Raw genomic sequence first — 21,660 nt, forward strand, 5'->3', positions numbered from 1 at the left:
CTTGTGTGTCGTCTGCTCGTCTTTATTACATCACTAAAACCCTACTGAGCTATGGCTTAGACGAATTAATTCCACGTAAACGAGTGCCTTGGTTTGCCAAACTCGCCCGTGGCAGCTTATTTTGGTTACGTAACCAACATAAAGATAAACCTGCAGGTATGCGCTTACGACTTGCTCTGCAAGAGCTTGGCCCTGTATGGATCAAGTTTGGCCAAATGCTTTCAACACGCCGTGATTTACTCCCTCATGATGTCGCATTAGAGCTTGCACTACTACAAGATCAGGTTGAACCTTTTGAAGGTGAACTTGCCCAGCAGCTTATTGAAAAGGCGCTGGGTATTAATGATATTAGTGAATTGTTTAGTGATTTTTCGCAAACACCTTTAGCATCAGCCTCGATTGCACAAGTTCACACGGCAACCTTAATTGATGAGCATGGCGCACCACAAGATGTAGTGATTAAGGTCATTCGCCCTAACATTAAAGAGCAAATTGATGCCGACTTAATGCTAATGCAAAAAGTCGCACGCTTAGTGGCTAAGTTATTAAAAGAAGCCAAGCGTTTACGCCCTATTGAGGTAGTAAACGAGTACAAAAAAACCTTGCTCGATGAGCTCGACTTAATGCGTGAAGGGGCGAATGCGATTCAGCTACGCCGTAACTTTGAAGACTCAGATTCACTCTACATTCCTTTTGTTTACAGTGACTACAGCCGCAGTAACGTATTAGTAATGGAGCGCATTTACGGTATTCCAGTATCTGATACCGAAGCATTGCTGGCACAAAATACCAATATGCAGCTACTAGCTGAGCGTGGTGTCGAAGTGTTTTTCACACAAGTATTTCGTGATAGTTTCTTCCACGCTGATATGCACCCAGGTAATATTTTCGTTTCTCGCGAAAACCCTCATAACCCAAAATATATTGGTATTGATTGCGGTATTGTAGGCACCCTTAATCGTGAAGATAAGCGCTATTTAGCAGAAAACTTTATTGCCTTTTTCAATCGTGATTACCGCCAAGTAGCGCAGCTACACGTTGATTCTGGCTGGGTACCCGCCGATACCAGCATTGAAGAGTTTGAATTTGCCATTCGTACTGTGTGTGAGCCAATTTTCAATAAACCACTGGCCGAAATCTCGTTTGGCCATGTGTTAGTCAACCTGTTTAATACGGCTCGTCGCTTTAATATGCAAGTTCAACCGCAATTAGTGTTACTGCAAAAGACGCTGTTGTATGTTGAAGGCCTTGGCAGACAACTGTATCCGCAGCTTGATTTATGGAAAACCGCTAAACCTTTTCTAGAAGATTGGGTCAAAGAACAAGTTGGTCCGCTTGCAGTAATGAAAAAAATGTATGCGAACTTGCCATTTTGGGCAGAAAAAATGCCTGAATTACCTGATTTAATTTATCAAAACTTAAAGCGTCAACAACAACCTGTACAATTGCCAGCGCCGCAATCTGCTAAACCTTTGTTACTCAGCATCTTTGCTGGCAGCTGCTTGATTGTTTCAGGCTTATGTTATTTGCAGCATGACTTAGTTGCCAGTGCAATTACCGCAGGCTTTGCTTTAGCAGGCTTTATTGCAGCATGGCGTAGCGCATAAACTAAGTGCTATTTATGTTTTGGTGAGTATAATCGAGACAAGTCTATTCGATAAATTTGAAAAAACGGAGTAACCCATGGGTTTTGGTGGTATCAGTATTTGGCAATTAATCATTATTTTGGCAATCATCGTATTGTTATTTGGCACAAAAAAACTTCGTGGCATCGGCGGTGATTTAGGTAGCGCAGTAAAAGGCTTTAAAAAAGCCGTATCTGATGATGACCAAGCTAGCGCTAAAAGCGAGCAAATAGAACAAGCTTCTAACACGCAAAACAAAGAAACCGTAGAGAAAAGCAAAGACGACCATAAGGCTTAATCAACATGGGGATGTGGGAACTTGTTGTCGTACTGATCGTGGGTCTAATTGTATTAGGCCCAGAGCGCTTGCCTGTGGCAATTCGCACGGTTAGCCGCTGGGTAAAAACCTTAAAGTCAGTCGCCAACTCAGTGAAAGCAGAAGTGAACGAAGAACTCCGTATCCATGAGCTTCACGAAAACTTAAAAAAAGCAGAGCAACAAAACTTGCAAGAACTATCTCCAGATCTGCAAGACTCTGTAAACGAACTTCAAAAGGCTGCTCAGTCAGTCACCCACAGTTACAAAAAAGACACGCCTGAAAAAGCAGAAAGTAACAATAATGACGAAAAAAAGTGAATTTAATCTCTGCTTTTGTGGTCAATAACAATGATGATGAATAGTAAACTATGACCGAGCAAGCTCACACAGGCTTTGTTGGCCACTTAATTGAGTTACGAAATCGACTCATGAAAGCTTTGTTAAGCATTTTGCTAATATTTATCGCCTTGGTGTACTTTGCCAACGATATATATAGCTTTGTTGCAGCACCACTTATTGCAAACTTGCCTAGCACTGCCACCATGATCGCAACGGATGTAACGGCACCTTTTTTTGCACCGTTTAAACTCACCTTATTTGTGGCGTTATTTGCTGCTATTCCTATGATACTGCACCAAGTTTGGAGCTTTATAGCACCTGGCTTGTATCAACATGAAAAGCGTATGCTAATGCCAATTTTGGCCTCTAGCATTTTGCTATTTTATAGTGGTATCGCATTTTGCTACTTTGTGGTGTTACCTATTATTTTAGGGTTTTTCACTAACACTGGCCCTGATATGATGACATTAGCGCCTGATATTAGTAGCTACTTAAGTTTTGCTTTAAAACTATTTTTTGCTTTTGGTATTGCCTTTGAAATACCAGTTGCCATCATGCTGTTATGCTGGAGTGGCGCAACAACAACAAAAAGTTTAAAAGAAAAACGACCTTATATCGTGGTAGGTGTATTTGTGGTTGCCATGTTCTTAACACCTCCTGATGTACTGTCACAAACATTACTAGCATTACCCATGCTGTTATTATTTGAATTAGGTTTAATTTTGGCTGCATTTTATACCGCCAAACCTCAACAGGAATCAGAGGAATAAATGAAAAAACAACTCATTCCATTAGTTGCACTGTTAACGATTACTGGCACTGCACAAGCAAACGAAGTTAACTTACAAGCATTGCAAGCCTGTACTTTTGTTGAAAATGATTTTAACCGCTTACTTTGTTACGACAACGTGATGGCAGGTAAATCACTATCAAAGCCTGCGACAAAAAAACAAATTGAACAACCTGTTGCAAGCTCAGCTGTAGCTGCTTCCCCAGCACCTGTTGCCGCAGCAGGAGCAACAAATGAACAAATCGTAAGAACAAAAAATGAAGACTTTGGTTTAGAGCATAAAGAAGTTGCTAAAGTAAACGATGACCAAATTAGCGCTAGTGTAAAAAGCGTGAAAAAAGCCCCTTACGGTGAACTCATCATCGAACTTGATAATGGTCAACAATGGCGTCAAGTTGGCTCTGATAGCTTACGTCTAAAAAAACAAGATGTTGTGGTTATTGAACGTGGCGTTTTCAATTCTTTCCTTTTAAAAGTTGAAGGCCAAAACCGTTCGATTCGTGTAAAGCGCACTAACTAATGAGCATTTCGCTGGTTGATGCTGGCGTCAACTTAAGCAATCATCAATTTGATGATATTCATGAAGCTGTGTTACAACGTGCCGCTGAGGCAAATGTAACGCAGCTGCTTCTTATTGGCTGCGATCTGCAAACTAGCCAAGCCTCTCTTAACCTCGCCAAACAATTTAAGCAATTTTGCACTGCAGGAATTCACCCTCATGATGCAAAAACCGCCGACGAACACCTTGAAGAACACTTAACAACGCTTAGCCAAAACCATGAAGTAGTTGCTATTGGTGAATGTGGCCTCGATTACAATCGTGACTTTTCTCCTCGGGACGTTCAGCGCAGCGTTTTTAGACGCCAACTGCAGCTAGCTGAGCAGCTGAATATGCCAGTGTACTTGCATGAGCGAGATGCTAGTGAAGATATGCTCGCAATTTTAAGTGACTTCAAAGTACGAGGCGTATTGCACTGTTTTACAGGGGATGAAAAAGCGCTACAAAGTTACCTAGCAATGGGGCTTTATATCGGTGTTACGGGTTGGGTCTGCGATGAACGCCGTGGTGAGCAACTACAAGCCTTAGTGCCATCAATCCCTTTAGATCGCTTGTTAATCGAGACTGATGCGCCTTTTTTAATGCCAAGAAATATTAGACCAAGACCGAAGTCTCGTCGCAATGAACCTCAGAACCTTCCTTATGTGTGTCAGCAAATTGCTGATTTAAAAGGCTGTGAATTTACTGAAGTGGCAAAACAAACTACACTAAACTTTCAGCAATTATTTTCCATAAAGGGTTAAGATGAAGCGCCTATGGTCACTTTGTGGCGTACTCTTCGTTTTTTTATTTACTCCTTATTTATTGGCTAACCCACTTATTGTTAGCTCACAATTTAAGTCTCAACATACGCTAAATGTTGAGTACACCCTTGATCCTATTACTCAACAACAAGCGTTTAGCGATGCTAATGTAAAATGGCTGAAAAACCGAGGTGAAACCTTAAATCTAGGCATGACTTTAAAGCCTCTGTGGCTAAAGCTATCGATAAAAAACACCTCATTAGATGATGTACCGCTGATATTATCGATAGATAACCCTTTACTCGATGAAGTGAGCGTCTTTCATCTGCAAGGTGGGCATGTGTTATTTAACACCAAAATAGGTGATGCCGTTCCTTTAGCCAATCGGCAAATTAAAAATGAATCGCTGCTAGCCTCATTAACTATTCCAAAAGCCAGTCATTCCGAAATCTACCTAAAAATTAAAAACAACGGTGGCCTAAGAGTACCTCTAAGCCTTTGGAGCCCCTCTGAATACCTAAAACATAAAAGTAAGTTCAATTTATTGTACGGTTTATTAGTCGGTTTTATTTTATCGCTGGCACTCACTAATTTAGTACTTTATGGCTTTTCTAGACGCCGCTATTTCGCCTACACTGGGTTATTACTTACCTTACTTTGGTTGTCGCTAGCCTACCTTTATGGCTATGGTTATCGTTACTTACAACCGAGCGGTTCATCGTTTCAACAACTCGCCATACCGAGCCTATTTTTCATTTGTGGTGCGTTATTTGTGCCCTTGCAAGGCTATATATTCGGCTTTACCAAATCTCGCTTAAATCGTTTTCAGTATTGGCTAGCGTGGGCGGTCGTACTTACTACTGTAACAATGTGGTTCTTACCTATTCATATTGCTATTACACTTTGCTTATTAAGTTTACCTGTGGTGCTAATCATCTTTGCAAGTATTGCTCTAAAGCAGTTTAACCGTGAGTATAAACAGCCTTGTAGCGCTTTTCTAATCGCCCTATTCGCTTTCTTCTGCGCCATTATTTACAGCGCACTTGGGGTATTTAACCCGTTTAATTTAAATATCGGAGTGCTGTCACTTACCTTTATTTGCTTTTTGGTTTGTAGCTTAAGTTTAAGCTATGCAGTTATAAAACTGTTTTTGATGCAGCGCGATGCTGAAGTTGCAGCACAACAAAATGCCTTAGCTGAGAGCAAAGCTAAAGATACTTTAATGCGCGAGCGCCTTGAACTGCAAGAACAAGCTCGCCAAGACCTTGAAGCGAATATCGAGGAGCGTACCTTTGAGTTACAAGTGACATTACGCGAGCTTGAAGAGAAAAACCGAGAGCTTGAACAACTCAATATGGAAGACGCGCTGACAAAAACCAAGAACCGCCGTTACTTCGATAAAAAACTCCTGATGGATATTCGTCGCTCGCGACGTGAACAAACACCTTTAGCCATCATCATGTTAGATATTGACCATTTCAAAGTAATTAATGACACCTACGGTCATTTAACCGGTGATCAAACCATTCAATCAGCTGCCGATGTCATTAAACAGCACCTGAAACGACCTCTTGATGAAGTGGCGCGCTATGGCGGCGAAGAATTTGTCGTGCTGTTGCCTAATACGCCACTGACAGGTGCATTAGAAATTGCCGAACAAATACGCAAAGCCGCAGAAAATACTGATATAATAGTTGCCGGAACAACGATTAAATTTACTTTGAGTGCAGGTGTTTACAGCGCAATTGCTGAAGACATTAATAACCCAAGTTTATTCACTGACTATGCCGACAAAGCCTTATATCATGCCAAGCAAACGGGTCGAAATCGCGTAGTGAGTTATCCTCTACCAGACTAGGAGTATACAAAGCATGGCCCAATCAGGACTCGACCTTTTCCCTTATACACGTATGCGCCGCATGCGTCGTGATGACTTCTCTCGTCGCCTAATGGCTGAAAACCAACTAACCGTTAATGACCTTATTTTTCCTGTATTTGTGTTAGAAGGTAAAAACCGCCGCGAAGCCATTGAGTCTATGCCAGGCATTGAGCGTCTTTCTATCGATTTACTACTTGAAGAAGCAAAAGAACTCGTTGAATTAGGTGTGCCAGCAGTGGCGATTTTCCCAGTAACACCGAGCGATAAAAAATCTCTACTTGCTGAAGAAGCCTATAACCCAGATGCATTAGCACAACGCACTGTCCGCGCGCTTAAAGAAGCTTTTCCTACACTAGGTGTGATCACCGATGTTGCACTTGACCCATTCACCGCTCATGGTCAAGACGGCATTATCGATGAAGACGGTTATGTGATTAACGATGTAACAACTGAAATCTTAGTTAAACAAGCGCTATCGCATGCCGAAGCAGGTGCGGATGTAGTTGCACCATCAGACATGATGGATGGACGTATTGGTGCAATTCGTGAAGCACTCGAAGCCGAAGGCCATATCCACACGCGTATAATGGCTTACTCTGCTAAATACGCCTCTAGCTATTATGGCCCATTCCGTGATGCGGTAGGTTCTGCAGGCAACTTAAAAGGTGCCGACAAAAAGACCTATCAAATGGACCCTGCCAACTCTGATGAAGCAATTCGTGAAGTAGCCCTCGATCTGCAAGAAGGTGCAGACATGGTGATGGTAAAACCAGGTATGCCTTATTTAGATGTAGTACGCCGCGTAAAAGATGAGTTTGGTGTACCCACTTTTGCTTACCAAGTAAGTGGTGAATATGCCATGCATAAAGCAGCCATTGATAACGGCTGGCTTGCAGAAGAAGCAATAATCATGGAATCTTTATTAGCATTTAAACGTGCTGGCGCCGATGGCATCCTGACTTATTTTGCAAAACAAGCAGCTATTTGGTTAAAAAATAACTAATCTAAAGTAAATGTTCTAAAAATTGGTAATTATTCCTATTTTATTAACATTTTGTATTTAATTTGTCATAGATTTTTCTTAAAGTACTGTGTCCCATATTGGGACTTTTATAATACATACACGGGAAAAATAATGATAAATACAAAATTAACGCCGCTCGCGCTTGTAATTGCAAGCCTGAGCGCACCTGCTTCTGCCAACCTAATCATCTCTGAATACGTTGAAGGAAGCTCTAACAATAAAGCGGTAGAGCTTTACAACACTTCTGGTGCTGAGCTATCGCTTGACGGTTACACCATCTCTTTATACTCAAATGGTAACGGCGATCTAGCAGACCCTAATAACAGCTTAGCTTTAACCGGTACTCTTGCAGCAAACGCAACTTACGTTATTGTTAATGCAAGCTCTGCAGATGAGTTAAAAGCCAACGCGGACACTGAATCAACAATCACTTATTTCAACGGTGATGACGCATTAGTGCTAACTAAAGACGGTGCAATTGTTGATAGCTTTGGTCAACTGGGCGTAGATCCAGGTTCAGCATGGGATGAAGGTGGCGTTTCAACACAAAATAAAACACTTCGCCGTAAAGCTACAATCACTTCAGGCCGTACTGATGCAACCTCAGCGTTTAACCCAAGCGATGAGTGGGAGCAATTCGACCAAGACGATTTCAGCAATATAGGTCAATATGGTGAGAGCACAGAGCCAACGCCTGAACCAGAGCCAGTTACTCCTCTTGAGTGTGGTGCAGAAAAAACCTTAATCAGCGCAATTCAAGGTGAAGGCGGCGACAGCCCGCTTATAGACACTGAAGTAGAAGTTGAAGGTGTTGTTACAGCTGACTTCCAAGGTGATGACCAACTAAAAGGTTTCTTCATTAGCTCACTTGCTGCTGATATTGATGAAAACCCACTTACTTCTGAAGGTGTATTCGTTTATTTCGCAGATACCGACGTTGCTGTTGGTGACCATGTGCGTGTTAAAGGTAGCGTGGCTGAATACTACAGCGCAACACAACTAGGCGATGTTAGCCAAGTTGAGATCTGTGCGACAGGTTTATCTACTGACGCAACCGCTATTTCTTTACCAGTTACTGACGTAGCAAACCTTGAAGCTTATGAAGGCATGTTAGTAACCATAGATCAACCTTTAGTCGTTAATAACAACTACGGTCTTGGTCGCTATGGTGAAGTTGACTTAGGTACTGAGCGTTTATACCAAGGGACTCAAATTGCGCTACCAGGTGATGCTGCAAATGCTGTTGAAGCTGAAAACCTGAAAAAACAAATCTTAATCGACGATGGTTCAACAAAGCAAAACCTTGATCCTATTGCCTACCCAGGTACCGGCCTTGATGCCTATAACACGTTACGTTTAGGCGATACTGTTAATACAATTACTGGTGTAATGGGTTACAGCTTCGACCGTTACCGAATTCACCCTACAGTACAACCTGAGTTCACTGCGACTAACCCTCGTACAGATGCACCAGAGCTTAACGAAGATGCAGACCTACGTGTTGCAAGCTTCAACGTATTAAACTATTTCAATGGTGATGGCCAAGGCGCAGGCTTCCCTACTAGCCGTGGTGCTGATAGCGAAGAAGAGCTGATTCGCCAAGAAGCTAAATTAGTTAGCGCAATTACAGCTATTAACGCTGATGTTATTGGCTTAATGGAAATCGAGAATGACGGTTTCGGTGAAAATAGCGCTATTGCTAGCCTAGTATCTGCACTTAATGATGAAGATGCAGAAAATACCTACGCATTTGTTGATTTCGGTGTTGACCAAATTGGTACTGATGCAATCACTACAGCACTGATTTATCGCTCAAATAAAGTATCTGAAGTTGGTAAGGCTGCTCATACTACAGTAGAACCTTTCGATTACAGTAATCGCCCGCCAATTGCACAAAGCTTCCAATCTCTTGAAAGCGAAGAAATCTTCACTGTTGCCGTTGCCCACCTAAAATCTAAAGGCGGCTGTGGTAGCGCTGAAGGTAATAATGCTGACTTAGGCGATGGTCAAGCATGTTGGAATGAAATCCGTGTTGCGGGTGCAAATGCATATGCTGATTGGTTAGCAACTTACCCAACTGAAGTTGAAGATGAAGATATCATCCTAGTCGGTGATATGAACTCTTATGCGATGGAAGATCCTATCCGTGCATTTGCAGATAAAGGTCTGAAGAGTGCGGTTGCTGAACTAGACGGCGACACATTAGGTTACTCTTATAGCTTCTCTGGCCGCATTGGTAGCCTTGACCACGCACTAGTCTCTGAATCTATGCTTGCTAAAGTTGTTGCTGCTACGGATTGGCATATCAATGCCGATGAGCCAATTAGCCTAGACTACAACCTTGAGTATAAGTCATCGACACAACAAGCTAGCCTATACGCTGACAATGCATACCGCGCATCTGATCACGACCCAGTAATTGTTGATATTCAATCTGCAGAGCCTATTCCTGCAGAGCAGGCACCAGTAATCGAAGCGAGTCAATCATTCGAAATCGTAGAAAATAGTGAAATTGGCGCTGTGATTGGCCAACTGGTTTTCTCTGATGGTGATGCTGATTACACCCCAGTAGTAAGCTTTAGCATTGAAGGTGAGCATGCTGATGCGATTGCAATCAGTGCTGCAGGTGAAATCACAGTGGCTAAAGAGCTAGACTTCGAAGAAGAAGACAAGCTTACGCTGATGATCCGTGCAGAAGATAGCGCTGGTAACCTATCAGAAGCACAACTGCTATACATCAACATCACAAACGATGAAGCTGATGATGAAGCAGAAGATGTAGCTGAAGAAGTTGAAGAAGAAACAGAAGAAGAGTCAAAAGACGATGATTCTGGTTCATTTGCTTGGTTAAGCTTACTTGCTTTACCATTTGCACTTCGTCGTCGTATGAAAAAATAAACGACACTGCATATGAATAAGGCCGCATTTCGCGGCCTTTTTTATTTCAGTTCACTTAATTTAGCATTATTGAGACTTGCTAGTATTAGGCTTTACATTGCAGATTAGGCTTTATGGCACAACCTGCTTTTGACTTATAGAGCTTAGCAATGTCAATCTGTTGCTGCTCATCAATCTGCCAGTTCATAAACTGGTGTGTTTTACCATTCGCTAAGGTAATTTTAAATACTGTGATGAATGCCATTGGGTTAAATTCAACAGTGACAATATCTTCAGCGTTGATGTAACGCTTACCTAATCCTCGCGAATAACAAATCCCCGCCTTGTAACAGTGTAAGAAGCGCAGTTCTAAAAAATTTAATAGAGTAATAAATAGCAGAACAGGCAACAATAGCATCAAAATTGATGCTCCTAGCAAAGTAACGCTTAATGCAACAAGAATAGCCAGTGCTATCTTGCTTCCCTGTAGAGTCCAATTAGGACTTAACTTAATCGTTTTCATGAGTATATTTCTATAGTTGTAATATTTAATAAGCAGACGTTTAATACAAAATGATTAAAAAATCATTCGGGCGCCATTTTACATAGACTAAAAAAGGTACACAAGGTACAAAAAAGCACTTTTTTACTAGAACAAAGTGATTAGCTTACAACTTACTAATAACCTTATATATTTCTTGAAAATGAAATTTGTATTAAAATCGTACAATTTAAGAGCAGCAGCACTTAAATCGTATTCACTATTTAGAAAATACTTTAAAAGTGCGATACCTGTACCGGTACATTAATAACTCAAAGCTGAATGGTTAATTAACATACAAAGGAAAGAAATGATTACTTTGTAATCGAAAAGATTACGACAATACATTTACGATTTTTAGGCAATAAAAAACCCGCAACAAGTGCGGGTTTTTTAAAAGAAGTTAAAAGGCTAATTACTTAGCAGCTTTTTTCTCTTTTTCTGCAGCGATTACTGTTTCAGCAACGTTTGCAGGACATGGTGCGTAGTGTGAGAACTCCATAGAGAACTGACCACGACCAGAAGTGATAGTACGTAAGTGGCCGATGTAACCGAACATTTCAGAAAGTGGTACATCACCCTTGATGCGAACGCCCATTGCGCCAGCTTCTTGGTCTTTGATCATACCACGACGACGGTTAAGGTCACCGATTACGTCACCTACGTTGTCTTCCGGAGTGAATACGTCAACTTTCATGATTGGCTCAAGAAGTTGTGCACCCGCTTTAGGGATAGACTGACGGAAAGCGCCTTTAGCAGCGATTTCGAACGCGATTGCTGATGAGTCAACTGCGTGGAAAGCACCGTCGAAAAGCTCAACTTCAACGTCTAATACTGGGAAGCCAGCTAGAACACCTTCTTGCATCATTGATGCGAAGCCTTTCTCAACTGCAGGCCAGAATTCTTTAGGTACGTTACCACCAACAACTGATGAAGAGAACGTGAAGCCTGAGTTTTGCTCGCCTGGCTTGATGCGGTAATCGATCTTACCGAATTGACCAGAACCACCAGATTGTTTCTTATGCGTGTAGCTATCTTCGATTTCTTTCGTGATAGTTTCACGGTAAGCAACCTGAGGTTGACCAACAACTAGGTCTACGCCGTAAGTACGCTTAAGGATATCTACTTTGATATCTAAGTGAAGCTCACCCATACCTTTAAGGATGGTTTCGCCTGAATCTTCATCAGTTTCAACTTGGAATGAAGGATCTTCTGCAACCATCTTACCGATCGCGATACCCATCTTCTCGTTACCGCCTTTGTCTTTAGGAGCAACAGCGATTGAGATAACTGGATCAGGGAAGATCATCGCTTCAAGTGTACATTCGTGCTTAGGATCACAAAGAGTGTGACCAGTTTGAACGTTCTTCATACCAACAACAGCGATGATGTCACCCGCTTGTGCTTCAGTAAGTTCGTTACGCTCGTCAGCTTGCATCTCAACCATACGGCCGATACGCTCTGTTTTACCAGTTGCTGAGTTAAGGATTGTGTCACCTTTCTTCATGCGACCAGCGTAGATACGGATGAACGTAAGTGCACCGAAACGGTCGTCCATGATTTTGAACGCTAACGCTTTAAGTGGCTCATCTGCAGAAACAGTTGCTACTTCACCAGTAGGCTCACCTGTTTCAGGATCAGTTAGAGGTTGTGGGTCAACTTCTGTAGGCGAAGGTAGGTAATCTACAACCGCGTCTAGTACTAACTGCATACCTTTGTTTTTGAATGCAGAACCACAGTATGTTGGGAAGAACGCAAGATCACGAGTACCTTTACGGATACAACGTTTGATGTCTTCTAGAGAAGGCTCTTCACCTTCCATGTAAGCCATCATTAGGTCTTCGTCTTGCTCAACAGCAGACTCAACAAGCATCTCATGGTATTCGTCAACTTTGTCTACCATGTCAGCTGGAACGTCTTGTACTTCGTAGTTTTCAGGAAGACCAGTGTCATCCCAAACGTATGCTTTTTTCTCAAGTACGTCTACAACACCAATGAATTGGTCTTCGATACCGATTGGTAAAGTCATAACTAGTGGGTTAGCACCTAGTACTTTCTCAACTTGACCTACAACGCGGTAGAAATCAGCACCCATACGGTCTAATTTGTTAACGAAGATTACACGTGCAACTTCTGATTCGTTCGCATAACGCCAGTTAGTTTCTGACTGCGGCTCAACACCACCAGAACCACAGAATACACCGATACCACCGTCTAGTACTTTAAGTGAACGGTATACTTCTACTGTGAAGTCAACGTGTCCCGGAGTATCGATAACGTTTAAGCGGTGGCCTTTCCACTCACAAGTTACAGCTGCTGATTGGATTGTAATACCGCGCTCAGCTTCTTGTTCCATGAAGTCAGTAGTAGACTCACCGTCGTGTACCTCACCAGTCTTATGAATTTTACCCGTAAGCTTAAGGATACGCTCAGTGGTGGTAGTTTTACCCGCGTCAACGTGGGCGAAAATACCAATATTTCTGTACTTCGATAAATCTGCCATTATTTTACTCTTAATAAAGTCGAAAAATTATTCGGCGGGAGTATAGCATTACTTAAAGCGAACATCACCATCGAAGTCGCTTAAAATGCAATCAATTTTATAAAATTTTTCTATGCTCAGGATAAGCGGCACTTTTTAACGTGCCAAACAGTGAGTTTATGCTACTAAAATCGCTAATTTAGCGCTGATTTGGCAATTAAATGATGTGATTAGCTACTTGTCATTTTATAACAACGCTCGGGTCGCCCGATACTTCCGTAGCTCTGATCAGCACTGACTTGCTCAGCTTCAAGCAAGTATTCAAGGTAACGACGGGCTGTTGAGCGGCTTACGCCGACTAAATCACCCATTTGCTGAGCAGTAAAAGCCGTGCCAATATTCGCTTTAAAAGCTTTTAAGATCTTTTGCAAAGTAAGCTGATCCACCCCTTTTGGCAACCTGACCGGGGCTTTTAACTGTTCTTGCGATCCAAATAAAGTATCGACCATAGATTGGGTTACTTCATCAGCATCTGACAAACATTGTTGCCTTGCTTCGAATCGCGCCAGCGCTTGATCTAAACGATTTAGCATTAATGGTTTTACTAAGAAGTCACAGGCACCAAGTTGCATGGCTTTTTCCAGTGTTTCTACTTCTTTTGCTGCGGTTAATAGCATTACTTCGCTTTTCATTTCTTCGCGGCGTAATTCATTAAGTAAATCAAGACCATTGCCATCGGGTAAATGAATATCGAGCAAAATTAAATCGGCATTAATCGCCGATAATAGCGCTTTCGCAGTGGCAAGATTGCCTGCAATACCAACAACCTGATATTGCCCCTGACGTAGAGTTTGCCGTGCCCCTTGTTGGCCAGCAACGCCATGAGGAAGTAATAAGTATTGCGCCAATAATTGGGCTACTTCTACTTCGTCTTCAACAATGACAACTGAGTAAGTCATGTTCTTTACCTTTTATTTATAGGCTGATCATTTTTTATTATTTTGGAATGTAGACACTTAAGCGTGCCCCCATCAGATCAGACTCACCTATTTCTAAACTACCACGACACGAATCTAAGTTGGTTTTAACTAAATAAAGACCAATACCATGCTCTGCCCCTGACTTAGAACTGTATTGTGGTGTAAATATCACATCCTTGTCATCGCCTAAACCAAAGCCGCTGTCTTCAACATCAAACAATAATGTTTTACTGGTTTCGTCAACCGTAACACGAACCTTAGGGGTACGTGTATCACTAGCTCGAATAGCAGCTTCAATTGCGTTATCAATCAAATTGCCAAGTATCGAGACAACCCGTTCAAGCATATCTTTACGGGTGATCGATCCTAATAAGCTATCTGGATTAAGCTCAAGTATCACGTTTAATTCACGGGCTTTATGGTATTTACCAACCAATAAACCTGCTAGTACCGGATCTTGGATCCTTTCGAGCAGATGATGGATCTGCGCTTGCGAGCCTTTACTTTCTTGACCAATTAGCTCAATCGCCTGATCCGTTTGCCCCATCTGAATTAACGCACCAATTAAGTTTAGCTTGTTCGAGTAATCATGCGTTTGCACTCGTAATAACTCAGCAAAGGCTTGCACTTTGGTTAATTGCTGCGATAAATATTCAAGCTCATCCGCAGGGCGCATACTCAGCAAAATGCCATCAGCCTGACCTTGCACTTGCAATGCATATCGCGACAACACAATGCGTTTATCGGCGGCAAATAATTCAAAACCAACAATCGGACGCTGTTGGTTATGCATTAAAAACTCGCTATGTTCTGGAAGTAAGTCTGCAAGCTTAAGTGGCTGATGAATACAGCTGGTCGGTTTACCGAGGATTTCGCAGGCACGCTGGTTTAAGTTACGTACATTACCCTCAGGATCGAGGGCGATAATGCCGCTACGAACAGTATTCAAAATAGCATCTTGCTCAGAGAACAACCGTGCTATTTCGTCAGGCTGTAACCCAAAAATAGCATTACGAACCCGTTGACCAATATACACCGCGGCCAAAATACTTAAACCGACTAACAACAAACCCCAAAGCATAATTTCAGCACTGCGAGCACGAATAAGCGGTTCAATTGATTGCACTAAAAAGCCAACCGAAACTAAGCCAATAACTTCGCCCTGCTCTGAAAGCACGGGGACTTTGCCACGAATAGACTCGCCCAAACTTCCTTTTGCGATCGACACATAACGCTCACCACGTAGCGCCGCTTTACTATCACCACCCACCATCGGCTTACCTAGCTTGTCGGGGTCTGGGTGAACAATGCGGCGGGTATTGTTATCGCCAATCACGATAAAGCTAGCTGCGGTTAGTTCACGAATATGCTCTATTTGCGTATTTAACTCATCAAGCCCTTGCTTGGTTTGCAATGCGTTTTGCACGTCATCCCGTGAGGCAATACTGGTTGCGAGCGCAAGCGCTTTATCACCCATGTGGTTATGTAAGCTTTCTGCAGTGATCTGATACACCAAAGCGCCAAACAATACAGCCTGTAAAACACATAGACCGGTAACCCAAATGATGAGCCGCGTTTCTAAGCGCTTAGGTTTTTTAACCACATGCTGAAATGGGTTTAGCTTATTGGTGTATCTCATATCAGTGCCTTGTTCTACGCATGTTGCTCTGCTTGCGTAGCTGCTTTTTCTTTACGACGTTGGACAATATAGTCTTTCAGCGGGAACAACAACACTAAGATCGAAATCACAAAAATACTCAGTGTTAATGGGCGGTCCCATAAAAAGCTTAGTGAACCATCTGAAATCATCATGGCACGACGGAAGTTTCGCTCAATCATATCACCGAGTATAAAGCCCAGTAATAAAGGCGCCATCGGGAAAGCTAATAATCGAAGCACCAAAGCCACCAGCGCAAAGCCCACCATCATAAATAAATCAAAGGTGTTAAATGACACTAAGTACACACCAATCAGGCTGAAGAATAAAATCATTACTGTCAGCACAGATTTAGGCATTGCCAACACTTTAGCGAAATATGGGATCAACGGCAGATTCAAAATCAGCAGTACAATATTGCCAAAGTACATACTAACAATAACTGCCCAAAACACGCTTGGGTTTTCTTGCATTAACATAGGGCCCGGCTGAATACCGTAGGCAATTAATGCACCTAGCATGATCGCTGTTGTACCAGAGCCCGGAATACCTAAAGTCAGTAATGGTACAAATGAGCCAGTACAGGCTGCATTATTAGCTGACTCAGGTGCCGCTAAGCCACGCATTGAGCCCTTACCAAATTTATCTTTCAGCGCCTTTGGAGCAAGGTTACGCTCAGTGGCATAGGCCATAAAGCTGGCAATGGTTGCCCCTGCGCCCGGTAAAACACCGACAATAAAGCCAAGTAAAGATGAGCGCCCAACTACAGGAGCCATGTCTTTTACTTCTTCTTTAGTCAGTTTTGTTGAACCAATTTTTGGCGTATCAGGATCATCAATTTTTTTATCTGGTTCAGCTTCAGGGCGTGCCACATTAATCAGCGCCTCAGCCAACGCAAACGTTGCCATTGCTACTAATAAAAAGCTAATACCATCTAATAAATCAGCTTGGCCAAAAGTAAAGCGCTCGGTACCTGAAGAGGGATCAATACCTACCGTTGCCAGCATTAAACCAAATACCGTCATCATCATAGCTTTTAAAAATTGCCCTTTATTAGAGAACGCGGCAATGGCCGTTAAGCCTAAAAACATCAGTACAACATAATCAGGCGATTGGAAACTTAATGACACTTTCGCTAATAATGGCGCAGCCACCATCAATAAAATGGCGCCAATCGTCCCGCCTATAAAGGATGAATAAGCTGCAATCGCAAGGGCTTTACCTGCCTTACCCTGCTTTGCTAGCGGGTAGCCATCAAACGATGACGCTACCGTACCCGCCACACCCGGCGCATTAATCAAAATAGAAGAAGTAGAGCCACCGAATATAGCCCCGTAGTAAACACCGGCCATTAAAATCATGCCCGAATCAGCACCGATGCTGTAAGTGATCGGGATCATCAACGCAATCGCGGTAATTGGGCCAAGGCCAGGTAGCATACCGATGAACGTGCCAACAAAGCAGCCTACGATCACATATAACAAGTTGTTCCAGTCGAGTACGGTCGACAAACCTAACATAATTCCATCAAGCATAACTTAACTCCACAGATTGCCAGGTACTAAGTAAATGCCCAGTACTTGTGTCATTAAAAACCAAAAAACCACGGCCACAGGCACAGAAGCAAACAACAACACTGCCTTACGGCGTTCGCCCATGATAAAAAAGCCCGTAATTAAAAATGCACTGGTGGCAATTAAAAAGCCGAACGGTTCAAGCATGGCGCTATAAGCAACCATTAAAACCAGCAGTGCAAAGGTACGTAGTAAGTTGCCCTTACTGAGTAGCTCTGCTTTTTCTGCTGGCGCTTGCTTTAATAAGTTGGCACCAATCGAAAGTACACACACCACGATACCAAATACTGCATACACTTTTGGTAAGGTTGCAGAAGTAACGCTTTCGTACTCTTCAAATGGCATAAGTGGAATTTTCCAAGCCACAAGGGCGTAGAGGGTAAAGAGGACCAAGAATAAACTCGGTCCAATTAGTTCACGGTTTAACATCGTCTAACCTTAGCCTCGGATAAAACCAAGTTCTTTCATTACAACGCGTAATTGCGCTTCTTGCTGCTCAAGCGATTTAATAAACGCTTCTTTTTCTTGAAATAGATTTAGCCAACCATTGCGGGCACGAACCGCTTCCCATTCAGGGGTTTGTTGCAACTTACGTAGCTTTTCTGTGTACTCGGCAAGTTTGTCTGCTGGTAAATCTGGGGTTGCAAAAAAGCCGCGCCAGTTTACGAACTCCATGTCGTAACCTAGCGACTTTAAGGTTGGAATTGCTGGGTAATCTGGCAATTTATCTGCAGAAGTCACCGCTAAAATACGTGCCTGACCACCATTAGCGACTTCGAGTGCTTCACTTAAGCCTGTTGAAAGTAAGTTGACCTCACCCGACAATAAACCAGCTTTCGCTTTACCACCGGCATCGTAAGGAATGTAACGTAATCGACGACCATCAAGACCCGCCGCTTTAACCGCTTGTGCAGCCACTAAGTGATCCATGCTGCCGCGCGCAGAGCCACCTGCTACTTTTACAGAGCCTGGGTCTTTTTTCATTGCATCAATAACGTCTTGCCATGTTTTAAATGGCGAGTCATTACGCACAACAAACGCACCATAATCAGCAATCATGCTGGCAACGGGTGTTAAATCGCGATAGCTGTAAGGAATTTTGCCTGATAATGCGCGCAGTACGATAGGCGTTGAGTTAACCATCAACATATCGCCTTTTTTAGTGCCCGATTCAATCAAGTAAGCAATTGCACGGCCACCGCCGCCGCCCGACATATTCTGAAACGATGCATTGTCTTCAATGCCCGCTTTTACCATTGCTTCACCGACACCACGCGCGGTGGTATCCCAACCGCCGCCTGGGCCACCCGGTACCAAAAAGTGTAAGTTTGCTAAAGCCAGTGGGCTGGCTACTAATAATGAAGCTGCTAAAACAGATCTTTTTAATGATTTAAACATAGTCATAATGCACGACTCCTAAAATAAGTACTGCATACGAGCACTGATGCCCATACCTGAATCTTCATCACCTACCAGCGTAGAAGCACCGGCACCATCAACATCGCTGTAAATCAGGTTGCCCATAAATTTGATATCGCTGCTTAGGTAATATGATGTGCCTAATGTATAAGTGGTTACGTCGGTACCTTGCTGTTTGCTGCTAGCGTTCATTTGTGACACACGGGCAACAAGCTCCCATGCATCTTTAATCCCTTTCGGTTGTACAAATAATGCTGAGCCTGCTTTGTAACGGCGCTGCTCACCACCTAAGAAGTAACTTGCCGATACATGAAAGCCATCAAAACGTTCACCATCAAGTTCGTTGCTACTATCAACCGTATCGAGGTAGCGGCTGGCATATTCAGCCTCTAGAGTGAATGCATTAGCTTGGTAGGCAAACTCAAGACCGCTTTGCGACATGCTATTTAGCGCTGCGGCTTCACCACCGACTGCGTAATCCACTAAGCGAACATTGGTTTCACGCACTTCACCACGGGCAAAACGAGCGCTCAAATCATTGTCGCCCATATCACGATAAGAGTGCCAAGCACCTAAATGAATCACATCACCCGGCGCTGCACTTGACCAGGTTAAGCGACCTGTTACAGCCAATGTTAGTTTGTCATCTTCGTCATGGCCCGATGCACCAAACGCATCGTTTTTGTAAACACCCACGGCGTAACGTAAGCCTGAATCTTTAAAGTATTGATAAGCCGAGATACCCCAGCGGAAGAAAGGCGAGAAGGTGTTAGCAAGGGTGCTACGCTCAATAGTATTAATGTGTTTAGAACTGGTTAGCGCATTGAGCGACATGTCTTCACGGATTTTACCGGCTTTTACTTTTAAGCCGTTGTCGAATGCATAACGTACCCGCGCTAACACGATTTCAGCCGTGCCTTCAGAAAATTCGAGTAGTAATTTGTGATCCCAGTTGCCATGTTCACTTTCAACATAAGTACGGATACGACGTGGGAAGAAGTCGCTGCCTCCAGCGCCATCATTGTCGGCATTGTAAGCACCGTCGAAATAGTTGTAATCAAGTTGCACGCGACCACCAAATTCTAGGTTGAAGCCGCTAGATGTTTTTAATGAATCCACTTCTTTTTGAAGTGCATCGAGTTGTTGCTGTAGTTGTTCAGTGTCGCTTTGTGCGAATGCTGATGTACTTGCTAACGCCGCTGCAACGGCTAAAGCGAGCTGTGTGTTACTTGCTTTCATGAATTACTCCACACCAGATTATAATTATTTGTTGTCGTTGATCGGCCTACTGCAAACGGCGATCTGGTTTGGAGCATAGTGTTAACGATAGATTAACGAAATGTTTAGGGGGTAAGTTGCATTGATGGTGATAAATGGCTTTTTGTTCATAAAACTCATGAACAAAAAGCACATTACTGGGGGGTTAGTATAAAATCTAGGCAAATTAGCTGCTTAAAAGTCGCAAAACTAGCTAAAAGTCATCTCAGGAACGTCACCAGAGACAATAAGTTTGCCCTGTGTTTTAGCAATAATCTCATCAACCGAGACACCCGGGGCACGCTCTAATAAATGAAATGCACCGTCTTTTATTTCTAAAAGAGCCAAATCGGTGATCACTTTATTGATACAACCAACACCCGTTAACGGCAAACTACATTCGGTCAGCAGTTTTGATTCACCATGCTTGTTGGCATGGGTCATGGTACAAATAATGTTTTTAGCACCGGCTACTAAATCCATCGCACCGCCCATCCCTTTAACCAACTTTTTCGGGATCATCCAACTGGCAATGTTGCCGTTTTGGTCCACTTCAAAGGCACCCAGCACGGTTAAATCAACGTGGCCGCCGCGGATCATGGCAAAGCTTTCTGCGGAGCTAAATATAGCCGCCCCCGTTGCAGCGGTGACCGTTTCTTTACCTGCGTTGATCATATCGGCATCAACTTGGTCTGCACTTGGGTATGGCCCCATACCGAGTAAACCATTTTCAGATTGCAGCATCACTTCGATGCCATCAGGGACATAATTAGCGACCAAGGTTGGAATACCTATGCCTAAGTTAACGTAGTAACCATCCTGTAGTTCCATCGCCACGCGTTTAGCGATTTGTTCTCGTGATAATGCCATCAGCGTGCTCCTTATTGATTCTCTTGCTTAGTGGTAACTTTCTCGATGCGTTTTTCAAATTCACCTTTAATCACTCGGTCAATATAGATACCCGGCGTATGAATTTGGCTTGGCTCTAGCTCCCCTGGCTCAACAATTTCTTCAACTTCAAGAACCGTAATTTTGCCTGCGGTTGCTGCCATCGGATTAAAGTTCATCGCCGTATGACGATAAATACAGTTACCGTAGCGATCTGCTTTCCACGCTTTAACTATCGCAAAGTCGCCAGTAATGCTTGGCTCTAATAAATAATCGCGACCATTAATATTGCGAGTTTCTTTACCGTCAGCCACCGGAGTACCGACACCCGTTGCGGTATAAAATGCAGGAATACCCGCACCACCAGCACGCATTTTTTCAGCTAAAGTGCCTTGCGGTGTGAGCTCAACTTCAAGTTCACCATTTAATAGTTGCTGCTCAAATAGCGCGTTTTCACCAACGTAAGAGGCAACCATCTTACTGATTTGCTTGTCTTCAAGTAGCACTCCTAAACCAAAACCATCAACGCCACAGTTATTCGATACCACTGTTAAATCTCGGGTGCCTTGACGTTTAATTTGCGCAATCAGTCCTTCAGGAATACCACATAAGCCAAAACCACCGGCTATCACTGTCATGCCATCTTCAAGACCAGCCATCGCTTCGCTGTAACTTGTAACTACTTTATCAAAACCTGCCATTGGCTCC

The 21,660-nt window shown here is 43.1% G+C and carries 19 protein-coding genes; 9 read left to right on the plus strand and 10 right to left on the minus strand.

Going from position 1 to position 21,660, the window contains the following annotated elements; all coding sequences use genetic code 11:
- Nucleotides 1-5: 5 nt before the first annotated feature.
- From ubiB to HUS61_RS12760, 9 genes are all read left to right on the plus strand, one after another.
- Complete coding sequence (ubiB, locus tag HUS61_RS12720; RefSeq protein ID WP_175082606.1) at nt 6-1,607, plus strand: ubiquinone biosynthesis regulatory protein kinase UbiB; 1,602 nt, start codon at nt 6-8, stop codon at nt 1,605-1,607.
- Nucleotides 1,608-1,683: 76 nt separating this feature from the next.
- Complete coding sequence (gene tatA, locus HUS61_RS12725) at nt 1,684-1,923, plus strand: Sec-independent protein translocase subunit TatA (protein ID WP_054562924.1); 240 nt, start codon at nt 1,684-1,686, stop codon at nt 1,921-1,923.
- Nucleotides 1,924-1,928: 5 nt separating this feature from the next.
- A complete protein-coding gene (gene tatB, locus HUS61_RS12730; RefSeq protein WP_054562925.1) occupies nt 1,929-2,261 on the plus strand; it encodes a Sec-independent protein translocase protein TatB in 333 nt (110 codons plus the stop codon).
- Nucleotides 2,262-2,311: 50 nt separating this feature from the next.
- Complete coding sequence (gene tatC, locus HUS61_RS12735; protein WP_054552341.1) at nt 2,312-3,052, plus strand: twin-arginine translocase subunit TatC; 741 nt, start codon at nt 2,312-2,314, stop codon at nt 3,050-3,052.
- The gene (locus HUS61_RS12740; RefSeq protein ID WP_175082607.1) at nt 3,053-3,592 is read left to right on the plus strand and encodes a hypothetical protein; all 540 of its coding nucleotides are present in this window, start codon (nt 3,053-3,055) and stop codon (nt 3,590-3,592) included. It abuts the gene before it with no gap.
- The gene (locus tag HUS61_RS12745) at nt 3,592-4,374 is read left to right on the plus strand and encodes a TatD family hydrolase (RefSeq protein ID WP_175082608.1); all 783 of its coding nucleotides are present in this window, start codon (nt 3,592-3,594) and stop codon (nt 4,372-4,374) included. The genes HUS61_RS12740 and HUS61_RS12745 overlap by 1 nt, the downstream gene beginning before the upstream one ends.
- Nucleotide 4,375: 1 nt before the next feature.
- Nucleotides 4,376-6,232, plus strand: a complete 1,857-nt coding sequence (locus tag HUS61_RS12750; protein ID WP_175082609.1) for a diguanylate cyclase — start codon at nt 4,376-4,378, stop codon at nt 6,230-6,232.
- Between the two features lie 13 nt (nt 6,233-6,245).
- Nucleotides 6,246-7,256 (plus strand): porphobilinogen synthase, encoded by a 1,011-nt coding sequence (hemB, locus tag HUS61_RS12755; protein WP_175082610.1) that lies wholly within the window; start codon nt 6,246-6,248, stop codon nt 7,254-7,256.
- A 132-nt stretch (nt 7,257-7,388) separates the two neighbouring features.
- Nucleotides 7,389-10,175 (plus strand): ExeM/NucH family extracellular endonuclease, encoded by a 2,787-nt coding sequence (locus HUS61_RS12760; protein WP_175082611.1) that lies wholly within the window; start codon nt 7,389-7,391, stop codon nt 10,173-10,175.
- A gap of 85 nt (nt 10,176-10,260) precedes the next feature.
- Here the strand turns inward: HUS61_RS12760 and HUS61_RS12765 are convergent, their stop codons facing one another.
- From HUS61_RS12765 to HUS61_RS12810, 10 genes are all read right to left on the minus strand, one after another.
- On the minus strand, nt 10,261-10,677 hold the full coding sequence (locus tag HUS61_RS12765; protein WP_130167370.1) for a hypothetical protein: 417 nt from the start codon (nt 10,675-10,677) through the stop codon (nt 10,261-10,263).
- 433 nt (nt 10,678-11,110) lie between these two features.
- Complete coding sequence (gene fusA / locus HUS61_RS12770) at nt 11,111-13,198, minus strand: elongation factor G (protein WP_054552334.1); 2,088 nt, start codon at nt 13,196-13,198, stop codon at nt 11,111-11,113.
- A 209-nt stretch (nt 13,199-13,407) separates the two neighbouring features.
- Nucleotides 13,408-14,136, minus strand: a complete 729-nt coding sequence (locus HUS61_RS12775) for a response regulator (RefSeq protein ID WP_054552333.1) — start codon at nt 14,134-14,136, stop codon at nt 13,408-13,410.
- Nucleotides 14,137-14,173: 37 nt separating this feature from the next.
- The gene (locus HUS61_RS12780) at nt 14,174-15,796 is read right to left on the minus strand and encodes a sensor histidine kinase (RefSeq protein WP_175082612.1); all 1,623 of its coding nucleotides are present in this window, start codon (nt 15,794-15,796) and stop codon (nt 14,174-14,176) included.
- Nucleotides 15,797-15,810: 14 nt separating this feature from the next.
- Complete coding sequence (locus HUS61_RS12785; RefSeq protein ID WP_054552331.1) at nt 15,811-17,349, minus strand: tripartite tricarboxylate transporter permease; 1,539 nt, start codon at nt 17,347-17,349, stop codon at nt 15,811-15,813.
- Nucleotides 17,350-17,352: 3 nt separating this feature from the next.
- Nucleotides 17,353-17,817 (minus strand): tripartite tricarboxylate transporter TctB family protein, encoded by a 465-nt coding sequence (locus HUS61_RS12790; RefSeq protein ID WP_175082613.1) that lies wholly within the window; start codon nt 17,815-17,817, stop codon nt 17,353-17,355.
- 9 nt (nt 17,818-17,826) lie between these two features.
- On the minus strand, nt 17,827-18,792 hold the full coding sequence (locus HUS61_RS12795) for a tripartite tricarboxylate transporter substrate binding protein (protein WP_370316435.1): 966 nt from the start codon (nt 18,790-18,792) through the stop codon (nt 17,827-17,829).
- A gap of 12 nt (nt 18,793-18,804) precedes the next feature.
- Nucleotides 18,805-20,046: an OprO/OprP family phosphate-selective porin gene (locus HUS61_RS12800; RefSeq protein WP_175079423.1), complete on the minus strand. Its 1,242-nt coding sequence runs from the start codon at nt 20,044-20,046 to the stop codon at nt 18,805-18,807.
- 228 nt (nt 20,047-20,274) lie between these two features.
- Nucleotides 20,275-20,934, minus strand: a complete 660-nt coding sequence (locus HUS61_RS12805) for a 3-oxoacid CoA-transferase subunit B (RefSeq protein ID WP_054562936.1) — start codon at nt 20,932-20,934, stop codon at nt 20,275-20,277.
- Nucleotides 20,935-20,945: 11 nt separating this feature from the next.
- Entirely contained in the window at nt 20,946-21,653 is a 708-nt protein-coding gene (locus HUS61_RS12810) for a CoA transferase subunit A (protein WP_063527828.1), read from the minus strand.
- Nucleotides 21,654-21,660 lie beyond the last annotated feature (7 nt).

This window comes from Pseudoalteromonas sp. 0802 (assembly GCF_013350085.1).
In the GTDB taxonomy this organism is placed as follows: Bacteria; Pseudomonadota; Gammaproteobacteria; order Enterobacterales; family Alteromonadaceae; genus Pseudoalteromonas.

What these genes read in the sequence shown, in the direction of transcription:
- fusA (WP_054552334.1), bottom strand. Translation starts at nt 13,198, where the DNA reads ATGGCAGATTTATCGAAGTACAGAAATATTGGTATTTTCGCCCACGTT.
- HUS61_RS12785 (WP_054552331.1), bottom strand. Translation starts at nt 17,349, where the DNA reads ATGCTTGATGGAATTATGTTAGGTTTGTCGACCGTACTCGACTGGAAC.
- tatA (WP_054562924.1), top strand. Translation starts at nt 1,684, where the DNA reads ATGGGTTTTGGTGGTATCAGTATTTGGCAATTAATCATTATTTTGGCA.
- HUS61_RS12760 (WP_175082611.1), top strand. Translation starts at nt 7,389, where the DNA reads ATGATAAATACAAAATTAACGCCGCTCGCGCTTGTAATTGCAAGCCTG.
- HUS61_RS12805 (WP_054562936.1), bottom strand. Translation starts at nt 20,934, where the DNA reads ATGGCATTATCACGAGAACAAATCGCTAAACGCGTGGCGATGGAACTA.
- HUS61_RS12750 (WP_175082609.1), top strand. Translation starts at nt 4,376, where the DNA reads ATGAAGCGCCTATGGTCACTTTGTGGCGTACTCTTCGTTTTTTTATTT.
- tatC (WP_054552341.1), top strand. Translation starts at nt 2,312, where the DNA reads ATGACCGAGCAAGCTCACACAGGCTTTGTTGGCCACTTAATTGAGTTA.
- tatB (WP_054562925.1), top strand. Translation starts at nt 1,929, where the DNA reads ATGGGGATGTGGGAACTTGTTGTCGTACTGATCGTGGGTCTAATTGTA.
- HUS61_RS12800 (WP_175079423.1), bottom strand. Translation starts at nt 20,046, where the DNA reads ATGAAAGCAAGTAACACACAGCTCGCTTTAGCCGTTGCAGCGGCGTTA.
- HUS61_RS12790 (WP_175082613.1), bottom strand. Translation starts at nt 17,817, where the DNA reads ATGTTAAACCGTGAACTAATTGGACCGAGTTTATTCTTGGTCCTCTTT.
- HUS61_RS12775 (WP_054552333.1), bottom strand. Translation starts at nt 14,136, where the DNA reads ATGACTTACTCAGTTGTCATTGTTGAAGACGAAGTAGAAGTAGCCCAA.
- HUS61_RS12745 (WP_175082608.1), top strand. Translation starts at nt 3,592, where the DNA reads ATGAGCATTTCGCTGGTTGATGCTGGCGTCAACTTAAGCAATCATCAA.
- HUS61_RS12810 (WP_063527828.1), bottom strand. Translation starts at nt 21,653, where the DNA reads ATGGCAGGTTTTGATAAAGTAGTTACAAGTTACAGCGAAGCGATGGCT.
- HUS61_RS12780 (WP_175082612.1), bottom strand. Translation starts at nt 15,796, where the DNA reads ATGAGATACACCAATAAGCTAAACCCATTTCAGCATGTGGTTAAAAAA.
- hemB (WP_175082610.1), top strand. Translation starts at nt 6,246, where the DNA reads ATGGCCCAATCAGGACTCGACCTTTTCCCTTATACACGTATGCGCCGC.
- HUS61_RS12795 (WP_370316435.1), bottom strand. Translation starts at nt 18,792, where the DNA reads ATGACTATGTTTAAATCATTAAAAAGATCTGTTTTAGCAGCTTCATTA.
- HUS61_RS12740 (WP_175082607.1), top strand. Translation starts at nt 3,053, where the DNA reads ATGAAAAAACAACTCATTCCATTAGTTGCACTGTTAACGATTACTGGC.
- HUS61_RS12765 (WP_130167370.1), bottom strand. Translation starts at nt 10,677, where the DNA reads ATGAAAACGATTAAGTTAAGTCCTAATTGGACTCTACAGGGAAGCAAG.